Annotated in this window: 24 protein-coding genes, 1 other RNA gene and 1 pseudogene; 10 read left to right on the top strand and 16 right to left on the bottom strand. The window is 58.4% G+C overall.

What is annotated here, in order from left to right; all coding sequences use genetic code 11:
* Positions 1-177 precede the first annotated feature (177 nt).
* The 5 genes from JFU37_RS09075 to JFU37_RS09055 all read right to left on the bottom strand — a co-directional run bounded on the left by JFU37_RS09075 (position 178) and on the right by JFU37_RS09055 (position 6,326).
* Positions 178-1,689 (bottom strand): ArnT family glycosyltransferase, encoded by a 1,512-nt coding sequence (locus JFU37_RS09075; RefSeq protein WP_201114975.1) that lies wholly within the window; start codon positions 1,687-1,689, stop codon positions 178-180.
* A gap of 84 nt (positions 1,690-1,773) precedes the next feature.
* A complete protein-coding gene (locus tag JFU37_RS09070) occupies positions 1,774-2,796 on the bottom strand; it encodes a sensor histidine kinase (RefSeq protein WP_201114974.1) in 1,023 nt (340 codons plus the stop codon).
* Positions 2,797-2,805: 9 nt separating this feature from the next.
* The gene (locus JFU37_RS09065; protein ID WP_201114973.1) at positions 2,806-4,266 is read right to left on the bottom strand and encodes an ATPase domain-containing protein; all 1,461 of its coding nucleotides are present in this window, start codon (positions 4,264-4,266) and stop codon (positions 2,806-2,808) included.
* Complete coding sequence (locus JFU37_RS09060; RefSeq protein ID WP_242485721.1) at positions 4,263-4,697, bottom strand: hypothetical protein; 435 nt, start codon at positions 4,695-4,697, stop codon at positions 4,263-4,265. Before JFU37_RS09060 ends, JFU37_RS09065 begins: the two co-directional genes overlap by 4 nt.
* A gap of 222 nt (positions 4,698-4,919) precedes the next feature.
* Positions 4,920-6,326: a DUF2252 domain-containing protein gene (locus JFU37_RS09055; RefSeq protein ID WP_201114972.1), complete on the bottom strand. Its 1,407-nt coding sequence runs from the start codon at positions 6,324-6,326 to the stop codon at positions 4,920-4,922.
* 170 nt (positions 6,327-6,496) lie between these two features.
* Between JFU37_RS09055 and JFU37_RS09050 the strand changes: the two genes are divergently transcribed.
* The 8 genes from JFU37_RS09050 (at position 6,497) to JFU37_RS09015 (ending at position 14,208) form a co-directional block, all read left to right on the top strand.
* Entirely contained in the window at positions 6,497-6,748 is a 252-nt protein-coding gene (locus tag JFU37_RS09050; protein ID WP_201114971.1) for a helix-turn-helix transcriptional regulator, read from the top strand.
* Entirely contained in the window at positions 6,745-7,944 is a 1,200-nt protein-coding gene (locus tag JFU37_RS09045) for a type II toxin-antitoxin system HipA family toxin (RefSeq protein WP_201114970.1), read from the top strand. The genes JFU37_RS09050 and JFU37_RS09045 overlap by 4 nt, the downstream gene beginning before the upstream one ends.
* A 343-nt stretch (positions 7,945-8,287) precedes the next feature.
* Complete coding sequence (locus JFU37_RS09040; protein WP_201114969.1) at positions 8,288-9,712, top strand: APC family permease; 1,425 nt, start codon at positions 8,288-8,290, stop codon at positions 9,710-9,712.
* A 63-nt stretch (positions 9,713-9,775) separates the two neighbouring features.
* Positions 9,776-10,732 (top strand): agmatinase, encoded by a 957-nt coding sequence (gene speB / locus JFU37_RS09035; protein WP_201114968.1) that lies wholly within the window; start codon positions 9,776-9,778, stop codon positions 10,730-10,732.
* Between the two features lie 14 nt (positions 10,733-10,746).
* Entirely contained in the window at positions 10,747-11,577 is an 831-nt protein-coding gene (locus JFU37_RS09030) for a polysaccharide deacetylase family protein (RefSeq protein ID WP_201114967.1), read from the top strand.
* 9 nt (positions 11,578-11,586) lie between these two features.
* Positions 11,587-12,510, top strand: coding sequence for an NAD-dependent epimerase/dehydratase family protein (locus JFU37_RS09025; protein ID WP_201114966.1), 924 nt, complete (start codon positions 11,587-11,589; stop codon positions 12,508-12,510).
* A 24-nt stretch (positions 12,511-12,534) separates the two neighbouring features.
* Positions 12,535-13,260 carry an SDR family NAD(P)-dependent oxidoreductase gene (locus tag JFU37_RS09020; RefSeq protein WP_201114965.1) on the top strand — a complete coding sequence of 242 codons (726 nt, stop codon included), beginning with the start codon at positions 12,535-12,537 and terminating at the stop codon, positions 13,258-13,260.
* A gap of 36 nt (positions 13,261-13,296) precedes the next feature.
* Complete coding sequence (locus JFU37_RS09015) at positions 13,297-14,208, top strand: LysR family transcriptional regulator (protein WP_201114964.1); 912 nt, start codon at positions 13,297-13,299, stop codon at positions 14,206-14,208.
* A gap of 24 nt (positions 14,209-14,232) precedes the next feature.
* Here the strand turns inward: JFU37_RS09015 and JFU37_RS09010 are convergent, their stop codons facing one another.
* Both JFU37_RS09010 and JFU37_RS09005 read right to left on the bottom strand, forming a co-directional pair.
* Positions 14,233-15,663 carry a hypothetical protein gene (locus JFU37_RS09010; RefSeq protein WP_201114963.1) on the bottom strand — a complete coding sequence of 477 codons (1,431 nt, stop codon included), beginning with the start codon at positions 15,661-15,663 and terminating at the stop codon, positions 14,233-14,235.
* Positions 15,663-16,511, bottom strand: a complete 849-nt coding sequence (locus JFU37_RS09005) for a hypothetical protein (protein WP_201116526.1) — start codon at positions 16,509-16,511, stop codon at positions 15,663-15,665. Before JFU37_RS09005 ends, JFU37_RS09010 begins: the two co-directional genes overlap by 1 nt.
* Positions 16,512-16,576: 65 nt before the next feature.
* On the opposite strand from JFU37_RS09005, the gene JFU37_RS09000 reads away from it, so the two are divergent.
* Positions 16,577-17,251 carry a hypothetical protein gene (locus JFU37_RS09000; protein ID WP_201114962.1) on the top strand — a complete coding sequence of 225 codons (675 nt, stop codon included), beginning with the start codon at positions 16,577-16,579 and terminating at the stop codon, positions 17,249-17,251.
* Positions 17,252-17,310: 59 nt separating this feature from the next.
* Here the strand turns inward: JFU37_RS09000 and JFU37_RS08995 are convergent, their stop codons facing one another.
* The 4 genes and pseudogenes from JFU37_RS08995 to JFU37_RS08985 all read right to left on the bottom strand — a co-directional run bounded on the left by JFU37_RS08995 (position 17,311) and on the right by JFU37_RS08985 (position 18,603).
* Positions 17,311-17,526, bottom strand: a complete 216-nt coding sequence (locus JFU37_RS08995; protein ID WP_201114961.1) for a hypothetical protein — start codon at positions 17,524-17,526, stop codon at positions 17,311-17,313.
* Positions 17,523-17,738 (bottom strand): annotated as a pseudogene (locus JFU37_RS30620) (hypothetical protein); the annotation flags it as partial. The gene JFU37_RS08995 and the pseudogene JFU37_RS30620, both read right to left, overlap by 4 nt.
* A gap of 93 nt (positions 17,739-17,831) precedes the next feature.
* Positions 17,832-18,229: a transfer-messenger RNA gene (gene ssrA, locus JFU37_RS08990) on the bottom strand.
* 95 nt (positions 18,230-18,324) lie between these two features.
* On the bottom strand, positions 18,325-18,603 hold the full coding sequence (locus tag JFU37_RS08985) for a hypothetical protein (RefSeq protein WP_201114960.1): 279 nt from the start codon (positions 18,601-18,603) through the stop codon (positions 18,325-18,327).
* 248 nt (positions 18,604-18,851) lie between these two features.
* Here JFU37_RS08985 and JFU37_RS08980 point away from each other — a divergent pair, with 248 nt between their 5' ends.
* Complete coding sequence (locus JFU37_RS08980; RefSeq protein WP_201112718.1) at positions 18,852-19,880, top strand: IS110 family transposase; 1,029 nt, start codon at positions 18,852-18,854, stop codon at positions 19,878-19,880.
* Between the two features lie 696 nt (positions 19,881-20,576).
* Here JFU37_RS08980 and JFU37_RS08975 read toward each other — a convergent pair.
* The 5 genes from JFU37_RS08975 to JFU37_RS08955 all read right to left on the bottom strand — a co-directional run bounded on the left by JFU37_RS08975 (position 20,577) and on the right by JFU37_RS08955 (position 26,805).
* Positions 20,577-20,852 (bottom strand): hypothetical protein, encoded by a 276-nt coding sequence (locus JFU37_RS08975; protein WP_201114959.1) that lies wholly within the window; start codon positions 20,850-20,852, stop codon positions 20,577-20,579.
* Between the two features lie 199 nt (positions 20,853-21,051).
* The gene (locus tag JFU37_RS08970) at positions 21,052-23,862 is read right to left on the bottom strand and encodes an FAD-binding and (Fe-S)-binding domain-containing protein (protein WP_201114958.1); all 2,811 of its coding nucleotides are present in this window, start codon (positions 23,860-23,862) and stop codon (positions 21,052-21,054) included.
* Positions 23,859-24,530: a LutC/YkgG family protein gene (locus JFU37_RS08965; protein ID WP_201114957.1), complete on the bottom strand. Its 672-nt coding sequence runs from the start codon at positions 24,528-24,530 to the stop codon at positions 23,859-23,861. Before JFU37_RS08965 ends, JFU37_RS08970 begins: the two co-directional genes overlap by 4 nt.
* Positions 24,530-25,984 (bottom strand): LutB/LldF family L-lactate oxidation iron-sulfur protein, encoded by a 1,455-nt coding sequence (locus JFU37_RS08960; protein ID WP_201114956.1) that lies wholly within the window; start codon positions 25,982-25,984, stop codon positions 24,530-24,532. The genes JFU37_RS08965 and JFU37_RS08960 overlap by 1 nt, the downstream gene beginning before the upstream one ends.
* Positions 25,981-26,805 carry a (Fe-S)-binding protein gene (locus tag JFU37_RS08955; protein ID WP_201114955.1) on the bottom strand — a complete coding sequence of 275 codons (825 nt, stop codon included), beginning with the start codon at positions 26,803-26,805 and terminating at the stop codon, positions 25,981-25,983. Before JFU37_RS08955 ends, JFU37_RS08960 begins: the two co-directional genes overlap by 4 nt.
* Between the last annotated feature and the right edge of the window lie 24 nt (positions 26,806-26,829).

Below are 26,829 nucleotides of genomic sequence, written 5' to 3'. Positions count from 1 at the left end.
CAGACCAAAGTCTGCCCGCACACAGCCGCCATAACGCATTTACAGACAGCGAAAAAAGCTGGCGGCAATTATGCAGATGCTGGCACTGGATGACTATGAGTTGCCGGGTTCTCACACCCGATCACTGAGTTTTCAGTGACAACCCAAGACTAGAGAGCCCGCTTCCGAGCCACAACCTTAAATACCTGTGGGAGATTTCTTCTCTGTCTCATCGACAGGTAGGACATGTCCTGCGACGAAAAACGATGAATCACTGCCGACGAAATAGTAAACCTGTCGCCCCACCTTCACAGTCTTGAGCACTTTCAACGGTGCGGCCGGTTCGGCATCGCCACCCATAACCGCCACGTTGGACGGTGAAGCGCTCAAGAATTCATGCAGCTGCGCCTCGGTATCCAGCCCCTTGAGCACATTTTGCGTATAGAACACGCTGGCGCCACCCGCCCGCTCACTGGCCTGGAACATCGCGACCTGCTGCCCGTTGCTTTGCGTCGTCTGAATCTGCTCGATCAGTGGCAGGAAAGACTCGTAGCGATCCGCCTGAGGCAATACCCATTGCGCGGCGGCGAGGTAGTTTGCGATCACCACGGTCATCGCGCCAACGGCCATGCCCTGACGATGGCGGGCAATGCGGCCGAGTAACGTCGAGGCGGTTTCCCGCGCCTTCAGCCTTTCATACAAGACGCTCGCGTACTCGGCGGCGATGACCGCCGCTGCGGGCGTTATGGACATCAGGTACACCGTGCGTTTGCTCGAGGCCAAGGTCAGCATGACGAACTGCGCCAGCACCCACAGCGTGAAGAACAACAGGTAACGATTGGCCATCAGGCTTTTGCGGAAATGCCACAGCCCCAGGTACACCAGAATGTTCCAGGGCAGAAACGCTTGCGGCAGTTTGGCCAGGTAGTAATAGAACGGTTCGTGATGCCCCGCTTCGACAAAGGAACCGCTGAAGCGTCCGACACTGTTGGTCAGCAACACGTCCGCCACGGCCTGGGTGCCATCGCGCAGGTACAGCACCGCGAGCCAGATCATCAGCGGCACCAAACCCAGCAGCGTCAACAAGCCGGGGCGCAGCCAGTCCGAGACCTTCAAGCGCTTGTCCATCAGGCTCTCGGCCAGCAGAAACGCAAAGATCACCACCCCCGGCATCGCCAGGCCCAACACGCCTTTACTCAACGTAGCGATGGCAATGCCTGCGGCAAATAGCAGTGCGTTGGCCAGGTTTGCGTGTCGATGTCCTTGAAAGAACGCCAGCAGCGCCAGGGTCACGCCAAGGGCGAGTAACGCGTCTTCACCGACGGCGCGTACGTTGCTCCAGTAGCTGGCCATGGTCGCCAGCAGAATCCCCGCCGTCCAGGCAATTGCCTTGGGCCGGCCGAACTTGCGCAACATCGCGTAAAGGACCATCACGCTGAACAATCCTGCAAATGCCGACGCCAACCGCTCGGCCCATGGCGTGCCGCCGAATGCGCGGATCGCCCCGGCATCGAGCCAGAGGCTCAGGGGTGGTTTTTCCAGAAAAGGTTCACCGAACAACCGGGGCGTCACCCAGTCGTTATCCAGGTGCATTTCCATGGCGATCCCGGCCACTCGGGCCTCGGTGGAGCCTTGCAGTTGGTGATTGCCCAAGGCGAAGAAAAACAGCAGGGCGGCAAGCAGAAACAGTGAAGAGGTGGAGCGCGACATAGGCTTCTGGTGACCGAAGAGAGACCGGGAACCGCGAGCATACGGAGCGAATACTTAACGAATCGTGAATACCATGCGAAAAATTCAAACGGCCAACGGCAGGGTCACGATAAAGGTACTGCCTTTGCCGTCACCGTCGCTCATGCCGATCACCGTGCCGTCATGGGCCTCGACCAATTCTCGCACGACCGTCAGGCCGATGCCGAGGCCGGCACCGTTGAAGCCGACCGCGTGAACATCCTGCACAAACGGCTCGAAGATAAACGGTAGCGCCTTGGCGGATATACCGATGCCGCTATCGCAGATGCTCATCTCCAGCAGATCGGCTTCGGCGGTGACCGAAAGCGTGACCGTGCCGCCCGCCGGTGTGTATTTGGCCGCATTGCCCAGCAGGTTGCCGAGAATCTGCGTGAGGCGCACCGGATCACCGTTCACCGCGAGCGAGCACTCGGGCAGCTCGGCGGTGAAGTGCAAATGGTGCGCCGTCATTAACGGGCTGCAAACGTCGATGGCCTGATGAATGATCTGCACCATGTCCACGCTGCGGCAATCCAGTCGCAACTTGCCGGTGCTGGCGCGGGAGACGTCGAGCAAGTCGTCCACCAGCCGCGACATATGCTGCACCTGGCTTTCGATCAGCGCCTGCATTCTCGGCAGTTCTTCGCGGGGCACCCGCACCAGTCGACCGGCGATCATGCTGATCGGCGTCAGCGGGTTGCGCAGTTCGTGGGCCACCAGCGTGAGGATGTTTCGTTGCTCCGCCAGGCTGTGCTCGGCCGAGGCTTGCAAATGTTGCGCACTGAGGACGGCAAGGACCAATTGTTCGTTGGCTTCGCGCATCTCCAGGTAGCGCTGCTGTTCTTCCATGGAGCGCTTGGGTTTTTCCGCATCAGACTGCGCCAACAGAATCGCCAGGACCAATTGCTGATTGGCCTCGATCAGTTGTTCGACTTGCTGGCTGTCGGCGAGCTGGGTGTTGGCGTCGTTCAGCTCTTTTTGCAACGCCGCCAACACGGCGCGCGCCTCAACGGTTTTCTGGCCGAGCAGGAACAGTTCGCGAGCGGCCGTGGCCATCACTTGCTCGTTCTTGCCATTGGCCTCATTCATGATTTTTGCTCATCCCTCATCATTGTCCATACGGCGCCGGGTAGGCCGACCTCCGAGCAGACCTTCCTGGTTCGGCAGCATTTCGCCGATCTGCAAGCCTTTATCGTCGATGCTGTACAGGCGTAATTCATCGGAGTGGGCGCTGGCCCGGACTTTGACCACGGCCATGATGCGCAATAGGCGGCTTTGCACTTCAATGTAGCGCTGGACGATGATCGCGTCGGTGAGAAACGCCGTGCCATAAGGGCTGAAGCGCAGATCGCTGTAGCGGTCTTCCAGCTCCGAGGTCATCAACACGCTGACCCCTGCGCTGGTCAGGGCAGTGACCATACGCGACAGCGACTCGCGGAAGTCTTCGCGGAAGGTCGGCGCCAGCGCCAGTTCGAAACCCGATAGTGAGTCGATCACCAAGCGGGTGGCTTTCAATCGGGTGATCTCGCTCAACAGCAACTGCACGATCTCGTCGATGGACAGGTCCGGGGCGCGGCTGTCTACCAGACCAACCTGTCCGCTCTGGATCAGGCCAGCAAGGGTGGCGTTCTGGGAGTGATTAGGCCGTTGCTCGAACACCGCGATCACGCCGGTTTCGCCATTGCGCGCGCCTTCAGCGAGGAAGGTCGCGGCCAGAATGCTCTTGCCGGAACCCGACGGCCCGGCCACTAGCAAGGAGTAACCCCGGGGCAGACCGCCACCGAGCATGTCGTCGAGCTGCGGCACGCCCATTTTCAGGCGTTTGATGGGGAACTCCAGCGGCGCTTCAACCGGGTTGAGCGAGGCGGGCGCAAACACCTTGATCCCCGACGTGGCGATGCGGAAGGTGTGCAGCCCTGGCAGCGTTGGCTGGCCGCGCATCTTCATGATTTCCATCTTGCGCACCATGGAATTGCGCTGAACGCTTTGCCGCAGCCAGATCAGGCCGTCGGCCACGGTGAAAATCGGGTTGGTGTCGGTTTCCGTAAAATATTCGCCAATCAGGAAGGTCGTCGCCTGCCAGGTGGTCATCAACATGCCCAGTTGCTGAACGAACTGCGGCAGGTTGTTGTTCGGGTTGTCCTGGGTCTGGCTGGCCAGCACCACCGAACGGAACGAGTCGACAAACACCAGCGCCGGGGAGTGGGCCTCGACCTCGCTGACGATGCGCCGCAGCACTTCGTCCAGATTTCCGGCCAGGGTATCGTCGGCCAGGTTGACGTAACGAATCGAGTGGTTGATCGCTTCGCTGTCGAAGAAGTCGAATTGCTGCTGATAACGCAGCATCTTCAGCGGTGGCTCACCGAGCACGGTAAAGAACAGCGCCGGGCGTTCGGGCGTCGCCAGAGCGAACATCATCTGATGAGCGAGGGTGGTTTTGCCGCAGCCTGGGGGGCCCGCGATCAGGTTGAACGAAAATTCCGGCAATCCTCCGCCCAGCACCTCGTCCAGTCCTGGCACACCGGTGGCCAGGCGGTTGATAGTCACTTTGGTGCTCATGGCGAAATTTCCTGCGAAGGGGTGTCGCTCAAAGAAGGTTCCCACACGCTACGAAGCAAACGTGCGGTGAGCAAGGGCCCGATCAGCGTGGTCAGCAACTCGTAGAAGGTGGTCAGCAATACTTCACCGAAAAACAGCGCATCGGCTTCGCTTTGCTCAACGAGTACGGAGGTGAGGACGGTCAGGTCCATGGCGGCCTGCACACGGTCATAGGTGCCGGCCAAACGTGGATGAGTGGAGACACACAGGTGGACACTGCGGCGATAAAGCGCGGCAACCCCTTGGTGGCCGATAATGGGCGTAAGGGCTGTGTCCATCTCCTGCACGGTTGCAACAATCGCGTGAGCGGTCTTGGCAATGTCAGCGTTGGGGCCGACGCGGTGGATCAGAGAAGCTACGATCCGGCGGCTCTCTTCGCTTGGCGTGGACATGGCTAACTGATATCTGATGGACAGTCTTTGATGGTACACCCTATGAGGGCGTTGAGAGAGATTTGCGTCAGATGGGCAACAAAACAGGCAAAAAAAAGCCCGCGGGAGGGCGGGCAAACCGTAGTTTCTTGAATGAGCGAGCGCAATGTACCGGTTGGCGCGGGGCCGTGGGGTGAAGAAAAATTTATATAGGTGAGGGCCCGTCTCCGGCGCCGCCACTCGCTACGGCAAATGATCCGCCGCAAAGTCGGCTTCCGAACGCGCCCGCAAACGACCCTTGCGGCAGGCCATCTGGAATCGTTCGAAGTCGCGCTCATTCTGTTCGGTGTAGCTTTGCGCGTACTTGAACAACGCATCCGCCAGCGCGTCGCCCTTGCCGATGTAGCCGCTGATCTGCGCGGCACACCCCGACGATTTGGCATGGGCGCTGGCCAGCGCGCGGCCACAGACGCGTCCGTAGGCGGCGAAGGTTTCGGCGTCGAAGTTTTCGAGTTCGGCGGAGATTTTCATGTCGCGCAGCTGACGCACATAGAATTGACGTCCGCCAGGCCCGGTGGTCCATCCCAGGAACAGGTCGCTGGCCGATTGCATCAACCGCTGGCCTTCGACCACGCGTTGACCGTTGTGGCGCACCCCTGGTTTTGTCTTCACGTAATTGGCGAGTACCGAGCGCCGTGCTTCCTTGAATTGCAGGAACAACGGGAACTCTTGTTCATCGGTCAGCAGGGCCACCATGCAACGCGTGCCAACACTGCCGACACCCACCACTTTGAACGCCAGGTCATGGACATGAAAACGCGACAACAGGTCTCGGCGATCGGCTTGCAGCGTGGCTCGATAGTCGCGCATGAATGTGTCATAGAGCGGCCGCCAGTCCGAGAGACGTAGCCAGTCATCGTCGGCATCCAGCAACGTGGTGTTTTTGTGCAGGTGGAAAATTTCCGGCAGGTCATCACGAATAATCAGACGGCCTTGGGCATCACGCTCACTGATTTTCGGCAGCAATTCGGCATGGGTGCGCCGTTCGGCTTTCTCTATGGCGCGCTCGACATGTTCCAGCGTGCTTTTGCGCGCCTGCTCCAGCAGATCGTCATAACTGATGGATTCGTACCAGGTGTCCAGCGTGCTTTGTTCGGCGCACTCGAGCATGGTCTTCTGGTAGGCGCCGACCACTTGGCGGCAGACCGTTTCTTCGACCGTCTCGCCATGGCGCAGGTCGCGCGCGGCCACCCCGAAACTCGCCACCAGCCGTTTCAAGTCCCATTCCCAAGGCCCGGGATGGGCTTCGTCGAAATCATTGAGGCTGAACAACAGATTGCGTTCCGGCGTGGCAAACCCACCAAAATTCATCAAGTGACTGTCACCACAGATCGGCGCAACCAACCCCATGTTCTGCGTACCCGACAGATCGTGGGCTTGCAGCAGCGCGTTGCCGCGATAGAAGGTAAACGGCGACACCAGCATGCGCCCATAGCGCAGCTCGACCAGCGACTTGATGCGGCCTTCACTCGACGCTTTGATCAGCGGCAGCGGGTCGCGATTTATTTTGCCAACGGACGCCTGCGCGCTGCGGGAGCAGTGCTTGCGAGCATCCTTGCCTTGCTTCAAGCGTTCGTTGAGGATTGTCATGAGGGCTCGTTTGGTGGGTGTTTTAGGCAGGGTGCGGGTTGAGTGTAGAAGGGCTTTGCGGGGGTGGACGAGGCTTGGGAGGGAAAAGGATTTTGGCGGACGAACGAGCCGGGTTCGCTATAATGTCCTGTCTGCGATACATTTATTTATAAATGTCACGGAAACAGAACATGGATTACGCCCTGCTACTCTCCCGCCTCGGTCACCAAATACGTGAGCGGCGTATCAATCGCGGCTTAACGCAAGCAAGTCTTGCCGAACTCGCCGGGTTGACTCGGCAGAAAGTCATTGCTGTGGAGAAGGGCACCCTGACCGTCGCCATGATCGCTTATGCACGAGTCCTGGGCGCTTTGGATTGCGAGTTCGCTGTCATTCCGGCGACCATGCCGACCCTTGAAGAGCTTGGGGCATTGTTCGAATGAAAAGGACCTCCCTCAAAGTCAGCACGCCAGAGGGCGCCAGCGGCCGGATCCTCACTGGCGCCGAGGAATTCATTTTCCGCTATCACGAAGATGCATCGCCCAACATGGCCATCAGCCTGTCGATGCCGGTGCGGGCTGACGAATTTCGTCGGCGAGAACTGCACCCTGTTTTTCAGATGAATCTGCCCGAAGGCTATGTGCTGGAGCAGCTACGTAATCGCTTGGCAAAAATCGTAAACGTCGATCCGATGCTACTCCTTGCGCTGTCTGGCAGCAGTTCGCCCATTGGCAGGGTTCAGGTACGCTCCGAAACGGTTGATGCATTGCTTGGGGAGCAACAGTTTCCAGGAGAAAAGCTCGAAGAGATTCTGACTTGGGACGGTACGGAAGATATCTTCGCTGGTCTTCTTGATCGATACATCTTGCGGGCCGGCATTTCGGGTGTCCAACCGAAGGTGCTGGTGCCAGAACATCAGGGCGCCGAGTTACCACGAGTGATCTCAAAAACCTCGGACTTGATCATCAAAAGTGGCCGGGACGAGTTTCCCGGTTTGGCGATCAACGAGTTCCTTTGCATGTCCATTGCCAAGGAGTCGGGAATTCCCGTTCCAGAGTTTTACCTTTCCGATAATGCCAAGCTGTTTGTCATGCGTCGGTTCGATCGAGACGATCAGCTCAACCCGATTGGCTTCGAGGACATGGCAGCGCTGATGGGGCTTTCGGCCGATCAGAAATACAGCAAAAGTTACGCAGCCATCGCCAAGGCGGTTCGACTGTATTGCCCTGCAAAACATCTGCGATCTTCACTTGAGCAACTCTTCGATAGCGTTGCCCTGAGCTGCATCGTCGGAAATGGCGACGCTCATTTGAAAAACTTTGGTTTGCTGTACTCCGAGCCTACGCAACGTGATGCGCGCCTGGCGCCGGCCTACGACATCGTCAACACCACGGCTTACATTCCTGAGGATGTTTTGGCGCTGGACCTGACAGGGAGCAAGTCGATGTTCGCCTCGCGGCAAGGGTTGCTGGAGTTTGCACAGACGTGTGAAATCGAACAGCCGAAGGCGCGTATTCAGAGATTGTTGGCGGCACTCGAAGTGGTGCTTGAACGGTATCCCCAACATCGGGAGCAGGCGCCTCATGTTTTCAGTGCGATTCAACAAGCGGCGGCGCCATTTGCACTGACTTTCAGGTAGCGTTCATTTTGCGGTGGGCGACTACAGCTCCCAACAAGTCTCCATTTGGAGGCCGCACACCAGGACTCGATTCCTGTCACCTCACTGAGTGATCCCCAACAGATCGACCTCGCCTCAGTGCTGCACTGTCCGGCTACCGGACCAGCAGCCGCAGCGAAGTCGCGCCTGCATCCGTACTGTTTTGCGCAAGTTAGCTTTTGTCTTTGGTAATTGGTGCCGCGTAGCCCGTCCCCTATCTTGAATTGGCGTTAACGCCCGCTAAACAGCGGGTGTTGCTCAAGTGCTCTGTCCTACAAGAAGCGTTTTCGCTACCTGCCAATAAAAAACGAGCCTGGGAACAAACATGAAACTCTACGAACTTTTCGGTTACGACCGTCACGGTGTAGTCAGTGAGCTCGATACCGCGCTCAATAAAGGAAAGCTCAACACCAAGGACGTCAGTTTTTCAGCGTTGGGGTTCAACGCACCGGCCTGGGTGGCCGCCTCGTCGATGTCGATCCTCTATTCGATTTCCGGCCATCAGGCACCCCTGGCGATCTTGATTGCGTTCTTTTTCCCTATGCTGGTGCTGGCCGTGTGCATGGTTTCGCTGACGCGCCAGGCACCTTCGGCGGGGGGCATCTTTACCTTTTGTTCGCGTTTCCTGCATCCGGATATCGGCTGCATTCTGGGCTGGACCTATGCCGTTGCCTGCATCGCGGTAACGCCCATGTGTGCGTTGATCGGCTCCGAATACATCCAGGCGCTGATGCCTTCGCTCGCCGGCGAACTCAACGCGAAGATCATCGGTACCTTGCTGATCGTGACCTTCTTTGCGGTGTCGGTGCGCGGTGTCGGCGTGACCGCGAAACTCGCCAGCACCTTTCTGGTGTTCGAGATTGCCGTGGTCGCCGGGCTGGGGTTCATGGGGCTGATCCATCCGCAGGTCGAGAACCTGTCGCTGACCTCAATGTATTCGCTGCAAGGTGCCGGTGGTCTTGCCGCGATTGGCCCGGGGGTGCTGTTTGGTGTGTGGATGCTGGCGAATTTCGATTCGGCCATCAATTACATCGAAGAGGCGCGCGTGCCGGTTCGCACCGTGCAACGTTCGCTGTTGATCGTTCTGACTTCGGCATTCGTTATTTACAGCCTGGCTGCCATCGGCTGGCAATACGCTGTTCCAGTGGAGCAACTGGCTGCCATTGTTGAAAACGGCAACGGAGGGCCTATCGCCGCGGTCGCCAATGTCTACCTGCCACCGGCCATGGCCTGGCTCGCGCTGTTCGTGGTGATTACTTCGGCGTGCGCCGGCCTGCAGATTTCTTCCAATTCGTCGGCGCGCACGCTGTATCGGATGAGTGAAGAGGGGCACCTTCCGGGCGCCTTCAGCGCCGTCAACCGCTTCAAGGCGCCGTGGTTCACCCTGGGCCTGGTGTCGCTCGCCGGCATCGCGTTGCTCTGGTGGAAGCCGCTGGACAAGATCGTTTGGTATTACGACGTGGTCACCATCACCCTGGTGATGTCCTACATCTCGGCGCTGGCGGCATTCATGGTCATGACCTGGAAGCAACACAAGGCGCTCACCGCAACACTGCTTTCGATCCCCGCATTGCTGGCGCTCTTTGTACTCGCCTACATCGGTTACACCGCAGGGGCCAACCCGGTCTCCCCGGACGATCTCTATACCGCCTGGTATTTGGGAGCGCTGTCGCTGGTGAGCGGCGTGCTGATCGTGCTCTCGGGTAAACGCCGCCGTAGAGGTGTCGGTGCGATGCCGGCGAAGGCGTGAATGCGGTCCTGAACATCCCTTCTTTATCTTCAATTCACCTGCTGATAGCCAGGAGTAATCTTGATGGCCAATGATTTCCCGCAACCTCTGGATGCCTCCGTCATCCCACGTTTTGCAGGCATCCCGAGCTTTATGCGCCTGCCCATATTCACTGATCCGGCCGACGTGCAAATCGCCTTGCTGGGCATCCCCTGGGACGGCGGCACCACCAACCGTGCAGGCGCCCGGCATGGCCCACGCGAGGTGCGTAACCAGTCGAGCATGATGCGCAAGGTTCACCACGTCAGCCATATCGCGCCATACGACCTGGTGCGGGTCGGCGACCTGGGCGACGCGCCGGTCAACCCGATTGATCTGCTCGACTCGCTCAAGCGCATCGAAGCGTTCTATCGACAGGTCCATGAGGTCGGTACGGTGCCGTTGTCCGTCGGTGGCGATCATCTGGTGACCCTGCCGATCTTTCGCGCCATCGCCCGGGACCGACCCATCGGCATGGTCCATTTCGATGCCCACTCCGACACGAATGACCGTTACTTCGGCGACAACCTCTACACCCATGGCACGCCCTTTCGCCGCGCGATCGAGGAGGGGTTGTTGGACCCTAAACGCACGGTACAGATCGGTATTCGCGGTTCGATCTATTCGGCAGAAGACGAAGACTTCGCCAAGGACTGTGGAATCCGTGTGATCCATATGGAGGAGTTCGCCGACATCGGCGTTGCCGCAACGATTGCCGAGGCGCGACGCATCGTGGGCGACGAGCCGACCTATGTCACCTTCGATGTCGATGTCCTGGACCCGGCGTTTGCCCCGGGGACTGGCACACCCGAGATCGGTGGCATCACTACGCTGCAGGCGCAGCAACTGATCCGCGGCCTGCAAGGCCTGAACCTGGTCGGCGCCGATGTGGTGGAGGTTTCGCCGCCCTTTGACGTGGGCGGGGCCACGGCGTTGGTGGGCGCGACCATGATGTTCGAGTTGCTGTGCATCCTCGCCGACTCAATCAAGCGTCGCTCGTAGAAGGAATCGTATTGATGACTGCCTGGCCTGAGAACAAACGCTTTGCCGTGACCTTGAGTTTTGACCTGGATGCAGAAAGCGCCTGGGAGCCATCAAGCCTCTCCGGGCGCCGGCTCTCTTTGCTGTCGATGGGCGCCTACGGCCGCCGTGTCGGGGTACCACGCCTGTTGGAGTTGCTGGCCCGCTACGGTATTCGGGCGCAGTTCTATATCCCCGCGCGGGTGGCCGAAATCGACCCCGAGGTGGTTCGCAGCATTGCCGCTGCCGGCCACGGGATTGGCTGCCACGGTTACTTCCATGAGCGCGTTGATGAGCAGACGCCCGAGCAAAACCTGCAGATTCTCAAAGACTCCAAGGCGCTACTCGAAGCCACCATCGATCGTCCGGTCACCCATTACCGCGCCCCGTTATGGGAGCTGACCCCGGACGTCATTGACTCGCTCGCTGCCCTGGGCTTTCACAGTGACAGCAGCCTGATGGGCGATGACCGGCCGTACCGCGTCGGTAGCACCGAAAGGAGCCTGCTGGAGTTGCCCGTCAGTTGGTTACTGGACGATTGGGAGCAGTTCGCTTATTCGGTAGAGCCTGCGGTGGGCAGTGTGATCGAAGACCCGGAAAAGGTCTTTCGACTCTGGTCGGCGGAGCTGGAAGGGATGCGTCACTACGGCAGCCATTTCATCCTGACCATGCACCCGCAATTGATCGGCCGTGCGTCACGCATCGCGATGCTTGAGCGGCTGATCCAACAGGTTCAACGCTATGACGATGTCTGGATCTGCACGCCTGACGATGTCTACTCACGCTGGCAGGCGGGCGATTTGACACTGCCGCTGCATCCTTATTGAGGACGGATCATGAACATACTGGTAACCGGGGCCAACGGATTTCTTGGCCAGGAAGTGGTGCGGCAGTTACTGGCTCAGGGCAATGAAGTGGTGGGCTACGACCGCAGCCTGGTGTGCGCCATTGAGCACGCTGCTTATCGTTATGTACAAGGCGATCTGGCTGACCTGGCGAGTTTGCTGGAGAGCTGTCGGAGCCGTCCGGTCGACGCGATCATTCACACCGCGGCGATCTCGCACCCGGTGGACTCGCGGCGTATTCCCCTGCAGACGGTGCTGACCAATGCACTGGGCACCACCCATGTGTTTGAGTGCGCCCGGCTCAGTGGTATCCCTCGGGTGGTCAACCTCAGTTCCGAATGCGCCTATGGACCCAACCGGGAAATGGACGTGATCGATGAGCGAGCTCCCCTTGAACCGACCACGCCCTATGGCTGTACCAAAGTGTTCACAGAAAAGCTGGGCCAGGTTTACAGCGACCTGTACCAGGTCAGCGTGGTTTCCCTGCGCCCGGGCTGGATCTATGGGCCTGGCCAGTTCATGCAGTGCTACCTCAAGAGCATGCTCAGAAGCGCAATCGACAACGAGCCGTGGCATGAGGAAGAAGGGGGCGACTACCCCTTTCAGTACGTACATGTCGTGGACGTTGCCCACGCTTGCCTGCTGGCTGCCACCGTTCAGGAAGAGCGGTTGCGCCAGCGGGTGTTCAATGTGACGGCCGGCGAGCAGGACAGCTACCGGGCGGTCGCGGCCCGGGTTCGCAAGGTCTATCCCCATGCCCAGCTCAGTATCGGCCCCGGGACATTGAACGTGCTGGATGAAAATGCGCGCTTCGACATTTCTGCGGCAGGCGAACAACTGGGCTACTGCCCCCAATTTGATCTGCACGAAGGCATTGCCACGTATGCGCAGTGGCTGGAACAGCATCCTTACTAAGTTATCGGAAAACTGAGGTCACTCATGAAAACCTATCTAGTCACCGGTGCTGCCCAAGGAATCGGCCGTGCAGTCGCGCGCGCACTCGGTGAGCGCGGCAGTCTCGCTGTCCTCAACGACCTGCAGGAAAGTCCTGCGCTGCTGGCCTTGGCCAATGAGCTGAAGGCGCGGGGCGTGGAGGTGCGTCTTGCCGTGGGCGATGTGTCGGACCCTGCGACGGCAGAACGCGCATTTGCCGGGCTGGACCGCCTGGATGTGTTGGTCAATAACGCGGGGTTCTTGCAGGAGGCGCCGCTGACCGAGCTCAGTTTCGAGGCTTGGGATCGGATGATCCGTGTTCATCTCTATGGTGCGTTCCTGTTTTGCAAGCCGGCGGCGACCTTGATGACACGCCAGGGCAGTGGGGCCATCGTCAATATCGCCTCTGACCTCGGGCAACTAGGGTGCGCTAATCTCTGCCATTACTCGGCTGCCAAAGGTGGAATCATTGCGCTGACCAAGTCATTGGCGCGAGAGTTGGCGGTTCAGGGTGTACGGGTAAACGGGGTCGCTCCCGGTGGCACATTGACGCCGATGGTCGAACGTTTGGGTGAGGCTTATATTCGCGAAGAAGCGTTACGTTACCCTATGCTGCGGCTCGGAACGGCGGAAGAAGTGGCGGCCGCGGTGGTGTTCCTCGCCTCGGAGAAGGCCAGTTTCATGACCGGGCAGATACTGGGTGTTAATGGCGGCGGCGTGATGAATGGCTGATGGCGATCGGGCCGACAAAAACGAGGAGCGGGCTGCATGCTGGTGAATTTGACGGATGTGGATCTGCGCATGCTGCGGATTTTCTGCGCCATCGTGGATGCTGGAGGCTTTACGGCCGCACAGGTCCCGTTGAACACCAGCTTGTCGCGCCTCAGCGTGCTCGTTCGAGACCTTGAGGTCAGGCTTGGCTACTCATTGTGCAAGCGCGGGAAAAGCGGTTTCCAGTTGACTGAAGAAGGTGAAGAAACTTACGCCGCGGCCCAAGAGCTATTCTCCAACATCGGCCATTTCCGTCAACGCACCGCAGTGCTCAGCGGGCGTCATCGGGAGTTGCTGCGCATCGGCACGGTCGACAGCCTGATTACCCTTGAACACAGCCCTGTACCCGCGGCCATTGCCCAGTTGCGCGCTGAGCAGCCCGACGTCCATATCGATTTGCAAGTCATGCGTCCCGACGAGCTTGAACAGGCGGTCCTCGAAGAACGCATCCAGGCCGCCATTGGCGCGTTCCACCATCGTTTGTCCGGGCTCCACTATCAGGCGTTGTTCGAAGAAGAGCAGCATTTGTATTGCGGCAGCGGTCATCCGTTTTTCCTGGGCTCGGATCAGCACCTGACGTTTGAACAGTTAAGCGCGGCGGACTATGTCGATAGAGGTTATGTCGCAGAGAACAAACGACCGTGCGAGCTCAGGTTCGCCAGTGCAGTCAGTGCGTTTTCCATGGAAGCCATTGCACTGCTGATATTGTCGGACACCTACATCGGCTACCTGCCCACCCACTACGCAGCGAGCTGGGTCGAGCGAGGCAGGCTTCGGTCGATAATGCCGCAGCGGCTGGCCTATCGTTCGGCCTTTCATTGCATTACCCGCCAAGGCGTCGAGCAAAAGAGCACCGTGAACCGGTTTCTCGATGCGCTCACCGCGCATGCGGTGCGTTATTTGTCTTAGGTCTCGCGCACACTCCCCAACCATTCAAAGCATCATAAACGCATCAAGGTCATCATGACTGGTGATCAGCACCGCAGGAGAAACACCCAACGTCAGTGCCAGAGCCACGCTGCTCTGCATCAGCTTCGTATTGCGGTCAACATCGAACGCAGCCGTCATGAGGTCGCCCAGACGATCAAACTCCCCCATTATCTCTTCCAGTACCACTTGGCATTGGTGATCGAGCTTCCCGAGGTACTCCTTCATACGCGAATCCATCTCTGCCTGGATATGTGCAGACTGGCTCTTGAGGAACTCGGCGAGCATTTTGCCCGCGACGGAGCCAACCACGGCGCCAATGACGGGAATGGGGATGAGTACCTGGCCTGCGGCGGTGGCGATGCCGACGATGGCGGACTCTGCGCAGACAACGGTGCCCAGGCTGACGAATTGATCGAAGTCGATTTTGCCGGCGTTATAGTCCGCGACCAGGGTGCCCACGCCTTTGGCCGCGCTGACGACCGCGCCAGCGAATGGGGCCGCCATGTCGGCGTAGTTGGTCATCAGGTAGATTGATCCACCTGCGATTGCGCCCCCGATTGCGGCTTTGCTTGTGTCGATGCCGACGTCTGCCCAGTCATCGGCGGTGAAGTCGCCCTTGAAGACGTTTTTACCGTCCTTATACTTGCCATACAACGAAGTTGTGAGGCCTACCGCCCCACCTACAGCGCCGGCGATCGCGGCGGCCTGGGCGGCACCGGCCAACGATGGTCCGTTGTCGGTGAGGATCTGCTCCTTGCGTTGGTCGTTGCGTTCGGCTAATTGGGCTTCTTCGTTGTTCAGGGTTTCGACGACTTTGCCCTGCTGAGGGTCGGCGTAATTTTGAATGCTGGGATTGACCACGTTCTGAAACGGCTGCCCGGACGCTTGCTCAATTTCCTTGACCTTGGCCAGGATGGCCCTGACCGACTTTTCATTTAGTGGGCCGTTGTCACCGTTCATCACGCCAGTGATGGTTTCGTATTGATCCTTGGGGATTTGGTAGTACGAACCGTCACGCCCAAAGTTCTTGTACTTGTCCATGTGCTCCAACACATGATCAAGGCCTTTGCTGGCGCCGTTGATGAACTTCGATTGAACGGCGATGCCGTTCAGTAAGTAGTCTTCGGGGGCGGTACGACCCACGCCTTCGAAGGTAGCCACGAAGCCTTTCTGCTCAAGCAAGGAGCGGGCGTTGCGAATGCCTACTTCTACCTGTTCGGCAATTTCACCGTGCTTGGTGGAAGGATTGCCCAGGATCTTTTCCGGCGAACCAATAAAGACTCTGACCTTGTCGATCTGCGCGATTGCATGCCGAAACGCGCTGTCCTGGGCGTTGAGGAATTGGTTGGTAGTATCGATGCGGATGCTGTTGATACGATCAACCAGTACTGCGCTGATCTGGTCGCGGACGGTACCGCCTTTATCTCCGGCCATTATTCAGGAGCCTTGTTCAGCAGTTTGGCCAGCGAGTTCATGTGGTTGATGAGGGCGCCGAGCATTTCCTTTTGCCCCCCATTGAACTGCTGGTAGTCCCTTGGCGCAGTGCGGATCAGCACCCCCAGGAGCTCGCTCATGCCTTGGACGTGTTGTCGAGTGGAGCCGACCATCCGGGTTACCCAGTCCTTGGCGACGCCCAATGTACGGGTAGAGGCTTCAATCTCTGAGCGATGGGCTTGTGCTTCCTCGGCCACCTTCTTGTTTTTGCTACGGGCGTACAGTCCGCCGCCAATGATGGCAGCACCACCAATACCCCAACCAATAGGCCCGGCCAAGGCCAGCAGAGCCGAACCGCCAGTCATACCTCCACCACCTGCCGCCAATGCGCCACCGCCCAGCCAAGCAAGTGCAGCGTTTGTAGCCGCCGCACCGGAAAGCCCTGAAATTGCCGCGCCAGTGGACGCAGTGCCGAAGGTAGTCGCAACAGCCATTGCAGCAGTGGGTGCGAAAGCGGCGGTACCTACCCCGGCAGCCACGCCAGCGACGGCCGAAGAGCCTGCGGCGAACTCGACGTTGGCCGCTTCAAAGTTGAGCTTTTTCACGAGGCCGCAGAACGACTGGGTCTCCGCCTTGAAGGTGCCGTAGGATTTATCGAATTCTTTCGGTGAGTTGGCTAGTTGGCTGACGAATGACTCAACCGTGGCCATCAAGTCAGTGCTGGCGTGGTGACGTACACCGTGCAGCTCTGTACAGCCCTTTTCGACATCGGCGGCTACTAGTTGGTAGCGGTTGCGGGCCTTGTCGAGTTGCTCCAGTGCGTGTTTTTTCAGATCACCGTTGAACATGCAGCGACTTCCTTATCAAATATGGCAAAGAGCCATATCTTAATAAATTCGACAGTAATAGCAATTTGCCTTTAGTCGATGAGATTATTCTGGAAGCACGCATAGCTGCCGATACAAAGGCCGTCATGCTGAAACAGCAGCAAACAGGGAGAGGAATGATGAATTTTGGCGCACAAGCAAAGCAGATAACGGTGGTATACGCCAAGGATTACGAAGGTGGTGCCAACATCATCGAAGCACGAATCCAGGCGTTTGCTGGCTACACCTGCCGCCTTTGGGACATTAGCTTTTACGAGGCCAATAAAGCCACGCTGGACAGTGATCAACGGGTGCTTTTTCTCGGTGGTTTCGATGAAAACCCTGCGGCGGGCAAATACGCAAAAGTATTCGACGACAGAGAGAAAGGCCGGGGCTGCTTTCATGCCATCACCGGCTCCAAGGCGCTTATCTACCCCACGGGCGATGCGTTGGACAACACAATCAGGCTGACAGGCGGAGCGCGGTTCCATACCGATAGTACAGGCAATACCACTTCCGGAAAGGAGCTGCCTCAAATCGACTTTGCCAACCTGAACGTTAAATCCACGATCCTGCAAAAAGCGGCGTTTGGCCTTTTAGGTATGCTCCCCGATCGCCTGTTCACCCCCAATGCGCTCATCAAACAACAGCAACTGGAGAATGGCTGCGAAGAGTTCATGGAGAAAAGGTTCGCCAAATGGGTAGGTTTCACGCCATCTTGAGCGGCACGCGGCTTAGCCCCTTGGATGCCGACGCTCGATTTTGTCGTGATGTTTATGCGCTATCCCGCACGACGTGCGGGATGGCCTGGCGGACCTCCGCTACCCCGGATACTCGCCCAGCTCACCAATGCGTTCGGGGTCGGGCGGTAGCCTTCGCGGACCAAGAACAGTGCCCGTTCCAGTAGTTCGCGGACTTCCTCCATGCCCGGTTTTTGGCCGTGTTTGGTCAGTCTGTCGGTGACCGCTTTTTCCAGGCTGGCCGACTGATCAGCCAAATGTCTTCGGCGTATGCCGATGTGACAGAGTCCTTCTTCAGATCGAACCAGGCGGTGGCCACGTTCTCGAACGTGTGTTCCGTCTCCGTTCGTTTGGCTTCCTCCCGCGCATTGCGTTGCGCTTTGGGATCGAAGCCTTGTGCCAGTAGCTCGCGAAATAGCACCGGTGAGCTTGGAATACCCTTTGGAATACCCAAACGGCTGGAACTCAAAAATTCTCTGCGGAGCTCAAAAGCGCTGCCCCCCGTATTTACTAAATTTCAGGCACAAAAAAAGACGTCCGTGGACGTCTTTTTTTTTGGATTTGGTGGAGCCGGGGGGATTTGAACCCCCGTCCGCCAGTACTCCGCTGTCGGTACTACATGCGTAGCCGTGTCTATTAAGTTAACCCTCAGCGACCCGACGGGCAGGGTGCTTTGGGCGAGTTGTGTAAGTTTTAGCCGCTTCGTCCACAACGTACTGCACGGCGATTCTGTTCTATATGACAATCACTTCGAGTTTACAGACATCCTCTAGTGATTGCTGGACCCGAAGGTACCAGAAGCTCAGGGTCTAAGGCTGCTTACGCAGCGATAGCGAATTCCTGGCCGTAGTTTTCGTCATTGGCAACTATAAGTAGTTGCAACAGTGGATTTACGAGTTCTGTTACCAACTCGGCATGCACCTAAAGTTTCGCAACCGGCGTCGAATCCTAAACGGCCCCGAGCCCATTGCTCTGTGAATCAAAGTGAGCAACAAGCCTGTGCAGTGTACGCCAACACGCATGAGAAGGCCAACCCGAAGGTTGGCCGCGACTGATTATGGCTTGGGTTGGTTGCTCAGACTATCAGCGCGGGTGAGGGCTTGGGTGGCCTCGCTCACGCATTTGTTGTTGTCCCCGGAGGCTTTTGAAGCTTCGGCGCTGGCCATCAGTCTTTTGATCTCCATTGTGGAGTTATCGGAGGACGCCGGCAGTGCATTCACTTTGCTTTTGAGCTCTTGCAGCTTGCTCGTACAAAGGTTGTTGTCCGCTGCAAATACGGGAGACGCCAACATTGCAGCAGAAATGAACAGACCCGCGAGTGCGGTACGTTTCATGGGTATCTCCTTGAACTGATGGTCTCGGTGCTGCCGTATGAGCGGGTGGCTCGACCGAATCCGAATAATAAGCCACGATTGATGGGGCCTACCTAAAAGACTGCGAAGCGGCACAGGAATTCGGTTTTTTCAGAAAAGTTATGAAAAACTCAGTTAAGGCGTAATGCGATCTAATGAAATGGCTACCCCCGCCGCCCCCTGTGATCGCCCACTAAGCTTTCACCGGGGGCTCATCGGAGACTGATGCCATGACCAAAGTAGCTATTGCCGCCATCGACTTGGGAAAACACTCTTTTCATCTGCATGCACAAGATGATCGCGGTCATGAGCTTTGCCGCAAAAAATTCAATCGGGTGACGCTCATTCGGTACCTGGCCAACTTGGAATCCTGCACCGTCGTGATGGAGGCCTGCGGCGGCGCCCACTTCATGGCGCAGGAGGTCGCCAAGCTGGGGCATACGCCCAAGCTCATTGCACCTCATCTCGTGCGTCCGTATGTGAAAAGCAACAAAAACGACTTCGCTGATGCCGAGGCGATCTGCGAGGCGGCGACCCGGCCCACGATGCGTTTTGTGCCGCCAAAAACCCAAGCCCAACAGGCGCTGGCCATGTCCAACTCGCTCCGTGAGTCGTTCATTAAAGACCGCACTGCGACCGTCAATCGGATTCACGCAGCCCTTCTGGAGGTTGGTGTCAGCCTCGCAGCCGGCTTCAAAGCCATCAAAGAGCTTCCAGCGTTGCTTGAGGTGAGTTCATTTTCTGAACGCATCAAGAAAAATCTGATGGTGCTGCATGGGCACTTCAACTATCTGGATGGGCAGGTCAAGGCGCAGGACAAAGACATGGAATGCCAGGCCGCTGAAGATGATCTGGCAACGCGCTTGATGACCATGCCGTGCATCGGCCCGATCACCTCCACCGTCCTGGCTGCCGAGTTGGGCGATGGCAAACAGTTCAAATGTGGCCGAGGCTATGCGGCCTCGATCGGGTTGGTGCCCAAACAGCACTCCACGGGCGGCAAGACCGTTCTGCTGGGCATCAGCAAGCGTGGTGATCGAAACCAGAGACGCCTACTCATCCAGTGTGCCCGTGTTTATTTGATACAGCTGGAACGACAGAAAGGTGCTTTGGCGGACTGGGTCCGCCAGCTATTAGCGTCCCACCATCACTCCAATCTCGTGGTCTGTGCGTTGGCCAACAAGCTGGCAAGAATCGCCTGGGCGATTGCGGCACACCACACCGAATTCGATGCAGGGCCAAGCGTGATGAACGCCTGACCCTGCTGTCACCCAAGCACCACCCACCTGGTTTGCGATGCTGGATAACAGATGACGTGAACGGCCAACCGGCCTGACGACAACCCTGAGCTGCTACACGGCTGAAAGGCCGTCAATCTAATTAGGGTCGTTAGGCATCGATTCTCATCGAGGCGCGGGGCCACAACCCCACTCAGACGCCGGATAGATGAAAGCAAGCCAAACACGCATCAAAAACAGTATTGCAGAAAAGGGGGTAACCATAGATGTAGCAGCTGGCGAAGCCTGCGTTCGGCGGCGAAGCCGTCGTGAAACCTGTGCACGAGGTGTTTCTGATGCACCGCGTTGGCTGATTTCACGACGGCTTCGCCGCCGAACGCAGGCTTCGCCAGCTGCTACAGGAAGCGTGTTTCGCCTGAGATTTCTTAACTGACAGGCATTAGGCGCAATTGCCCCTTTTCTCTGGTGGCCTCTTCAAGGGCAAACCTTGCTCTTTCTGCAGATTTGGGCATGGTGTCGCATTTTTTCACAGCGACACGGGCGGTTCACATTACCAAACCCCAGAGGCAACAAAACCCGCTATTGGCGGGTTTTTTTTGAGTCGTATTGGGTGGGCCGGGGGGATTTGAATTCCCGGCTGCCAGATGAGCAACAAGCCTGCGCGGTGTACGCGAACAAGGCTCAGAAGGCCAACCCGATGGTTGGCCCTGAGCTGAGTTACTTCCCGCCTTTGTTCGCGTTCTTGAGGTCCTGGATGGTTTGATTGGTCTCGGCGACGCAATCATCCATACCTTTCTTGGTGCCTTTTGCGTGGTCGGCTTTGGCTTGCTTGACGGAGTCCGCTACTTGGTCAGCCATTTCCTGAGGAATCTGTGCCTTGGCGTTTTCGATGGTTTTCAGATTGGCCGCACATAGATCTTTGTCGGCGGCAAACGAAGGGGAGGCCAGCAATGAGGCAGTAACGAACAGACCAAACAGTACAGAACGTTTCATGTGTATCTCCTTGAGCTGAGGGACTAGGCATCGCTGACCATCAGGACGGGCTGCCGAGTTTTGGGAGGCCCCACGTTTGCGGGGGTTGATCAGTGGACTGCGGCGACACGTCAGGGTTCTATTTTTTACGGTAATCCTGTCGATTCCGGCAAGAACCATTAAAAAGACGACTCAATACGCCTTCCTTGAGGTCTTGCGATCAGGTCACCCTGGCCTTGGTAACGCGGTCCACCAGATAGACTAGCCCGTGGTAGTCAATTCCGCCGTGCTGCGTCAGACCAATCTCACAGGTGCGACTGGTCGAAATCCCCTCGCTGCACTGCTGAACCGCGTCCTTGAGCGTTCTTAGGGCGTGAGCATTCAATTGCGGCGTGGTGAAACCCTTGTCCCCGGCAAACCCGCAGCAGTGAATACCTTCAGGAATGACCACTGTTTTGCTGCACTTGCGCGCCAGATCGATCAGCGCCTGGCTCTCGCCGAGATGCTGAGTGCTGCAGGTGACGTGCACCGCGATCGGTGCTTCCTGCGGCGTAAAATCCAGCCGTTCCATCAAATGTGTACGGATGAACCGCACCGGGTCGTACAGGTCCAGTCGAACATTGCCCAGGTCCTGGACCAGTCGCAAGGTGCAGGGGCTGGTGTCGCAATAGATCGGGTCGAGCCCGCCACGACTGGCGTGCAGCAACGCGCCGATCAGTTCCTGGCGCTTGTGTTCGGCCTGTTCGGTGTAGCCCTTGGAGGCGAAGGGCTGACCGCAGCAGAGGCTGTCCAGATTGTCCGGAAAGACCACTTGGTAACCGGCCTTTTCAAGCAGCCCTCGGGTTTTGTCGTACAACGACATCTGCTCTTGATCACCCGCCGCGGGGCCCATGACCCGCGACACGCAAGCCGCCAGGTACACCACACGAGGACGTTGGTCCGACACGGTCGGGCTGAAGCGAATGGCTTTTTCCGATTGGGGCATGGCGTTGGTCCATTGCGGGACCTGACCTTTGGACAAACGCGTGAGCGTTGCCGAGAGTTTCGCCAGGCGTGGTGCCCCCAGCAGCATTCGCGCGCCGTTGGCCACGTGCAGGGTGAAGCGCGCGCCTTGCAGTGCGGTGGCGAAGTTGCCTTCCAGCCAGTTGGCGGTTTTCGTATGAGTCGCGTTACGACTGCGGAGCTTTTTCACCAGCTCGCCAGTGTTGATGCCTACAGGGCAGCGTTGCGCACAGAGGCCCGTGGCGGCGCAGGTGTCGATGCCCTGGTATTCGTAAGCGGCTTCGAGTTCGGTGGTGTCCACGCCTGCGCGCTTCTTCGCCTGAATATCCCGCCAGATCACGATGCGCTGGCGCGGGCTCAGGGTCAGTCCTTTCGACGGGCAGACTGGCTCGCAGAAACCGCACTCGATGCACTTATCGATAATTTCGTCAGCGGCCGGCAACGGTTTCAGATGTTTGAGGTGGATCTGCGGATCGTCGCTGAGCACCACGTCCGGGTTGAGTATGCCGTTGGGGTCGAGCAGGCGTTTGAGCTGCCACATCAACTGGTAGGCCTCGCTGCCCCATTCCAGTTCGACGAAGGGCGCCATGTTGCGGCCGGTACCGTGTTCAGCCTTCAGCGAACCGCCGAACTCCACCGCCACCAAGTGTGCCACGTCGTCCATGAACGCCTGATAGCGTGCGACTTCTTCCGGGTTATTGAAGCCTTGAGTGAAGACGAAGTGCAGATTGCCTTCCAGGGCGTGTCCGAAAAGGATGGCTTCGTCGTAGTGATGTTTGTCGAACAGCTCGATCAGACGATTCACGCCGCTGGCCAGTTGTTCCACCGGGAAGGTCACGTCTTCGATGATCACCGTGGTGCCGGTTTTGCGCACGGCGCCGACGGCGGGGAAGGTGTCCTTGCGGATCGCCCAGAGCCGGGCGTTTTCTACCGGGTCTTCGGTGAAGTCGACTTGTTTCTCCACCGGAAACGAAGTCAGCGACGCCATGATTTTCGCCAGTTGTTCGTGCAGCAACGTGGACGATGCCGCGCGGGATTCGATCAGCAGGGCGCAGGCATTGTTCGACAGGTGTTGTACGAAAGCCGGCATGCCGGGTTTTTCCTGCACCGAACGCAGGCTGCGACGGTCCAGCAGTTCCACGGCGGAAACCGGTTGGCGTTTCAGTACGGTGACTGCGTTGCAGCAGGTTTCCACGTCCGGGAACACAATCAGTGCCGACGCCTTGTTCGGGTGGTCGATCACCGTGTCGTACGTCACCGCACTGATGAAGCCGAGGGTGCCTTCGGAACCCACCAGCAAGTGGCTCAAGATATCCATAGGCTCGTCGAAATCCACCAGGGCGTTGAGTGACAGGCCGGTGGTATTTTTCAGGCGATACTTGTGGCGGATTCGCGCAGCCAGGTCGGCATTGGCGCGGGTCTCGCGGCCCAACGTCGCCAGACGTTCCAGCAACTCAGCGTGGCTCTCGCGAAACGCAGCGACACTGGTGGCGTCTTCAGTGTCGAGACGGCTACCGTCGGCCAGCACCAGGCGGATACCGGCCAGCGTGTGATAGGTGTTTTGTGCCGTGCCGCAGCACATGCCGCTGGCGTTGTTGGCGACGATACCACCGATTTTGCAGGCATTGATCGAGGCCGGGTCGGGACCGATCTTGCGTCCGAATGGCGCCAGCCACGCGTTGGCCTGCGCGCCGATCACGCCCGGTTGCAGGCGAATTTGTGTGCCCTGGCCACGGATCTCGCGACCGTTCCAGTTATCCCCAAGCACGATCAGTACCGAGTCGCTGATGGCCTGGCCGGACAGGCTGGTGCCGGCGGCACGGAAGGTTACCGGCACCTGATCCCGCTGCGCCAGTTCGAGCAGCGCCACCACTTCATCTTCGGACTCGACGCGAATCACCAGTTTCGGAATCAGCCGATAGAAACTGGCGTCGGTGCCGAACGCCAACGTCGACAGCGGATCGTCGAAACGTCGCTCCGGGGGAATCAGCTTCTGTGCATCACGCAGGAACGTCGCAGGTAAAGTCATTGGTCCTCCAGGATCAATACCACCAGGTCTTTCGGACCATGGGCACCGTAAGCCAGGACTTGTTCGATGTCTGCGGTTTTCGACGGGCCGGACACCAGCAAGGCATTGGTCGGCATGCCTTGGGCCCATTCAAATTCTTGCTGTACCTGATAGAAGTTGTCACGGATTTCGCTGGCCTTGAGCAGAGCGAAGTGCACTGGTGGCACCAGGCTCATCAAGCGCGGTTCTTCCCGCGTCGGCCACAAAATCAGGCTGCCCGTCGCAGCGATTGCACCGAGGGTAGTCGTCAGACTGGCCGGGGTGTCGTTAAACAGTTCGGCTTTCCACGCTTCAACCGGACGGTCGTAAGCCTGGAGCGCAGGCAGGCCAGGATTTTTCGCCCAGTGCTGAGTGATACGTTGACCATGAGGCGTAGTCGGTGCGATCAACAGGCTCGGTAATTGGCGGTCCCGCAGCAATTGCGCCAGCAACTCGGGCCAACCTTCACCGGATGTCAGATGGATTTCGGTGTGCACCGCTTCCATCAGCTTGCGTAGTTGCGGGATGCGTTGTTCCGGCGTGTAGGTGTAAGGCTGTGTCACCAGTTCGACGTCGAACTCGTCGGGCACCGGCGTGGTGCCCGTCAGGCTTTTGCGCAATTTAGCGAGGATGTTTTGCTTGGCGCTCATCAACGATCTCCCTGTTTGGCCAGATGCTCGCGGGCCATGTCATGCAGTGAGCGGGCAGCGGGTTTCGGTGCACTGTGGTTTTGCGTCCACGGGCCGACATTACTCGGCGCAAGTGCGCGCAGGCGGGTGGCGAAGAAACCGAACAGCCGATACAGCGTCGGTGAGCTGTTGAGTTTCGCCCAGGCGTTCCAGATAAAACGTTCTTTGCGCGAGTACTTACTGCCCTGGCCGCGCATGACTTGATGAGGGCTGTCCGGGGCTTTGACGTTCTCTTCCCGTAGGCGACGCAGCAAGGAAGGGATCGGAATTTTCACCGGACACACTTCACCGCAGGCTCCGCACAATGAAGACGCGCTCGGATGATCCGGGACCTTCGCCAGGCCAACCATGTGTGGGGTGATGATTTTTCCGATAGGCCCAGGGTAAACCTCCCCATAGGCGTGGCCGCCGATTCGGGTGTAGACCGGGCAATGATTCATACAGGCGCCACAGCGGATGCAGTTCAGGGTCTGGCGCAATTCGCTGTCGGCGAAGGCCTGGCTGCGACCGTTGTCGAGCAATACCAGGTGCACTTCCTGAGGACCGTCGAGCTCATGCGCCTTGCGCGGGCCGGAAATCATGTTGACGTAGGTGGTGATGGGCTGGCCGAGGGCTGAGCGAGTCAGCAGCGACAGCAGCGGCACCACGTCCCGCAGGTTTTCCACGACTTTTTCGATGCCGGTGACGGCGATGTGCACGGGTGGCACGGTGGTGGTCATGCGGCCGTTGCCTTCGTTTTCCACCAGCAGCAGGGTGCCGGTTTCGGCCACGGCGAAGTTGACGCCGGAGACGCCGATGTCCGCCTCGAAGAATTTCTGCCGCAAGACTTTGCGACCGATCTGAATGAGTTGGTCAACGTCCTTGGTGTATTCCACGCCAAGTTTGTCGTGGAACAAGGACGCGACCTGACCGGCATTCTTGTGGATCGCCGGCATAATAATGTGTGAAGGCTTCTCGTGGTCGAGCTGGACGATGTACTCGCCCATGTCCGATTCCAGGCATTCAATGCCTTGATCAGCGAGGAAGTGATTCATCTCCATTTCTTCGCTGACCATCGATTTGCCCTTGATCACTTGCCGCCCCTCGTGAGCGCGGATGATCGAGAGGACGATGCCATTGGCCTCGTCCACCGTTTCCGCCCAGTGCACTGTCACACCGTTGCGGGTCAGGTTCTGTTCAAGCTGCTCGAGCAGGTCGGGCAACTTGGATAACGCACGGGCTCGGACAGCATTGCCCAGTGCTCGCAAATGTTCTCTTTCATGGGCATCGCTGAAGGACGCTGCCCGTTTTGTCATCAGTGAATCCATCGCAGTGCGAAAGTTGTTTCGCAGTTGCTTGTCACCCAACGCCTCGTGAGCGCGGGTGCGAAAATCTTCCGACACGGCAACGGTCGGAATCAGCTCCGGCATGCTCATTGAGCACCTCCGGTTCGCTGCCAAAGGAAACTGGCCAGGTGCTGGCCGCGTAACGCTTCCTTCTGTTTTTCCAGCGAGCCGTTGATGTTCATCAGGCAACCGCAGTCGGCACTGAGTACCTTGTGCGCGCCGGATTCCTTCAACGACCGGGTCTTGTCAGCCACCATCGCGCCGGAAATGTCTGGCATACGGACGCTGAAAGTCCCACCGAAGCCACAGCATTCACTTTCGTGGCTGTGGTCCACTCGCTCCACGTTGCTCAGCTGCGCCAACAACTCACGGCCGTGCAGGTGGGTGTTCATCTCGCGGCGCGCCGAACACGACGTGTGCAGCGCCACTTTCACGGGTGCGCCGCTGTCCTTGAGCTGCACCTTGCAGACAAACAACAGAAACTCGGCCAGTTCATAAGTCCGGGCAGCAAGTGCCTGGACCTGTTTCAACGTTTGCGGCTCATCCTTGAACAAGTCGGCGTAGTGTTCGCGCAACATTCCGGCACACGATCCCGACGGCACCACCACCGGATAGTCCCCGGCAAACAGCGCCAATTGCGAGCGCGCGACGGTTCGGGCTTGCTCGGTGTAACCCGAGGTGTAGGCCGGTTGTCCGCAGCAACTTTGCCCTTGCGGGTACTCGACACGGATGCCTTCGCGCTCCAGCAAGTGAATCGCGTCCATCCCGGCTTCCGGGTAGAACAAATCCACCACGCAGGTTCCGTACAGATAGACCCGTGACGGTTTTTCGCGGGGGTATTGCCGAGGCTCGGGCAGTGGCGGGGCGACACGGGTCGCATTCGGCACGGCGTTGTAAAAAAGCTCGCTCATCAGGCGTGTCTCTCGGCCGGTTAT

Origin of the sequence: Pseudomonas sp. TH41, assembly GCF_016650695.1 — a bacterium.
Classification (GTDB): Bacteria; Pseudomonadota; Gammaproteobacteria; order Pseudomonadales; family Pseudomonadaceae; genus Aquipseudomonas.
The sequence above is the reverse complement of the archived record's forward strand: the minus strand, read 5'-3'. Positions and strand labels throughout refer to the sequence as shown.

What these genes read in the sequence shown, in the direction of transcription:
- JFU37_RS09075 (WP_201114975.1), bottom strand. Translation starts at nt 1,689, where the DNA reads ATGTCGCGCTCCACCTCTTCACTGTTTCTGCTTGCCGCCCTGCTGTTT.
- JFU37_RS09070 (WP_201114974.1), bottom strand. Translation starts at nt 2,796, where the DNA reads ATGAATGAGGCCAATGGCAAGAACGAGCAAGTGATGGCCACGGCCGCT.
- JFU37_RS09065 (WP_201114973.1), bottom strand. Translation starts at nt 4,266, where the DNA reads ATGAGCACCAAAGTGACTATCAACCGCCTGGCCACCGGTGTGCCAGGA.
- JFU37_RS09060 (WP_242485721.1), bottom strand. Translation starts at nt 4,697, where the DNA reads ATGTCCACGCCAAGCGAAGAGAGCCGCCGGATCGTAGCTTCTCTGATC.
- JFU37_RS09055 (WP_201114972.1), bottom strand. Translation starts at nt 6,326, where the DNA reads ATGACAATCCTCAACGAACGCTTGAAGCAAGGCAAGGATGCTCGCAAG.
- JFU37_RS09050 (WP_201114971.1), top strand. Translation starts at nt 6,497, where the DNA reads ATGGATTACGCCCTGCTACTCTCCCGCCTCGGTCACCAAATACGTGAG.
- JFU37_RS09045 (WP_201114970.1), top strand. Translation starts at nt 6,745, where the DNA reads ATGAAAAGGACCTCCCTCAAAGTCAGCACGCCAGAGGGCGCCAGCGGC.
- JFU37_RS09040 (WP_201114969.1), top strand. Translation starts at nt 8,288, where the DNA reads ATGAAACTCTACGAACTTTTCGGTTACGACCGTCACGGTGTAGTCAGT.
- speB (WP_201114968.1), top strand. Translation starts at nt 9,776, where the DNA reads ATGGCCAATGATTTCCCGCAACCTCTGGATGCCTCCGTCATCCCACGT.
- JFU37_RS09030 (WP_201114967.1), top strand. Translation starts at nt 10,747, where the DNA reads ATGACTGCCTGGCCTGAGAACAAACGCTTTGCCGTGACCTTGAGTTTT.
- JFU37_RS09025 (WP_201114966.1), top strand. Translation starts at nt 11,587, where the DNA reads ATGAACATACTGGTAACCGGGGCCAACGGATTTCTTGGCCAGGAAGTG.
- JFU37_RS09020 (WP_201114965.1), top strand. Translation starts at nt 12,535, where the DNA reads ATGAAAACCTATCTAGTCACCGGTGCTGCCCAAGGAATCGGCCGTGCA.
- JFU37_RS09015 (WP_201114964.1), top strand. Translation starts at nt 13,297, where the DNA reads ATGCTGGTGAATTTGACGGATGTGGATCTGCGCATGCTGCGGATTTTC.
- JFU37_RS09010 (WP_201114963.1), bottom strand. Translation starts at nt 15,663, where the DNA reads ATGGCCGGAGATAAAGGCGGTACCGTCCGCGACCAGATCAGCGCAGTA.
- JFU37_RS09005 (WP_201116526.1), bottom strand. Translation starts at nt 16,511, where the DNA reads ATGTTCAACGGTGATCTGAAAAAACACGCACTGGAGCAACTCGACAAG.
- JFU37_RS08985 (WP_201114960.1), bottom strand. Translation starts at nt 18,603, where the DNA reads ATGAAACGTACCGCACTCGCGGGTCTGTTCATTTCTGCTGCAATGTTG.
- JFU37_RS08980 (WP_201112718.1), top strand. Translation starts at nt 18,852, where the DNA reads ATGACCAAAGTAGCTATTGCCGCCATCGACTTGGGAAAACACTCTTTT.
- JFU37_RS08975 (WP_201114959.1), bottom strand. Translation starts at nt 20,852, where the DNA reads ATGAAACGTTCTGTACTGTTTGGTCTGTTCGTTACTGCCTCATTGCTG.
- JFU37_RS08970 (WP_201114958.1), bottom strand. Translation starts at nt 23,862, where the DNA reads ATGACTTTACCTGCGACGTTCCTGCGTGATGCACAGAAGCTGATTCCC.
- JFU37_RS08965 (WP_201114957.1), bottom strand. Translation starts at nt 24,530, where the DNA reads ATGAGCGCCAAGCAAAACATCCTCGCTAAATTGCGCAAAAGCCTGACG.
- JFU37_RS08960 (WP_201114956.1), bottom strand. Translation starts at nt 25,984, where the DNA reads ATGAGCATGCCGGAGCTGATTCCGACCGTTGCCGTGTCGGAAGATTTT.
- JFU37_RS08955 (WP_201114955.1), bottom strand. Translation starts at nt 26,805, where the DNA reads ATGAGCGAGCTTTTTTACAACGCCGTGCCGAATGCGACCCGTGTCGCC.